Origin of the sequence: Velocimicrobium porci (genome assembly GCF_009696045.1) — a bacterium.
Classification (GTDB): domain Bacteria; phylum Bacillota; class Clostridia; order Lachnospirales; family Lachnospiraceae; genus Velocimicrobium; species Velocimicrobium porci.
In genome coordinates, this window is record NZ_VUMT01000071.1 from 1 (window position 1) to 1,085 (window position 1,085).

A 1,085-nucleotide genomic window follows, 5' to 3' on the forward strand; every position below is an offset into this window, starting at 1 on the left:
GTGCTTTTTGCCACACTTGCAAATGCAGATGATTGGGTCGAAATGGCATTGTTTGCAGAAAACTATCAGGATTATCTTCGAAAGTATATCGAATTGAAGAATGGGGTGCCATCGCATGATACGATTCGACGGGTGATGGGAATGATTGCACCAGAAATTCTGCAACAGCTTTATGGAAAATGGCAGGAACGGCTGAATCGAAAGGATGGCGAATTACTGAAAAAAATCATCTGTATTGATGGGAAAACCATGCGTTCGAACAAACGTGGAGAGGAAAAACCTTCGCATGTTGTTTCAGCATGGAGTAAAGAGGATGGGTTCTGTTTGGGACAAAAGGCAGTGGAGCAAAAAAGTAATGAAATAACAGCAATCCCTGAGTTGTTGAATCAGATACAGATCAAAGGACAGATTATAACAATTGATGCCATGGGAACTCAGACCGCAATCGCAGAAAAAATCAGACAGAAACGGGCAGATTATGTACTGGCGTTGAAGAAAAATCAAAGCAGTATGTATGAAGATGTTACGGAATATTTTGAAAAGGAAGAATTTTTAAGAGAGATTCGGAAAAGCGGGAATTATAGAAGAACGGAGGAAAAAGCCCATGGACAAATCGAAATACGGGAGTATTATCAGACAGAGGACATCCATTGGTTAAGTCGGAAGAAGGAGTGGAAAGGGCTGAAAAGTATTGGAATGGAAAAGAAAAGGATTGAGAAAGACGGAAGAAAAACGTATGAGTATCGGTATTTTATAAGCAGTTTGAAAGCCGATATAGAGCAGATAAGTCGTGCAGTAAGGGGACATTGGAGCATAGAAAGTATGCATTGGCATTTAGACGTAACCTTTCGAGAAGACGCGAATAAGACCATAGATAAAATGGCAGCACAAAATTTGAATATTATAAGGAAATGGAGCCTGAGTATTTTGAAACCAGCACAGATATCAAGACATAAGTTGTCAATGAGAAAGAAAAGGTTTGTTATTAGCTTGCGCCCAATTCAATACTTGGAAGAAATCTTAGAAGCTTAAAAAATAGTGAAAAACAAAATTGGTAAAGGATACTCATTCATGCGTTTGTCGTG

1 protein-coding gene is annotated in these 1,085 nt (G+C 39.0%); it reads left to right on the forward strand.

The features are described 5' to 3' along the window. On the forward strand, positions 1-1,032 hold a 1,032-nt coding region (locus FYJ58_RS14680; protein WP_154520401.1), incomplete at its 5' end, for an ISAs1 family transposase. Positions 1,033-1,085: the final 53 nt, after the last annotated feature.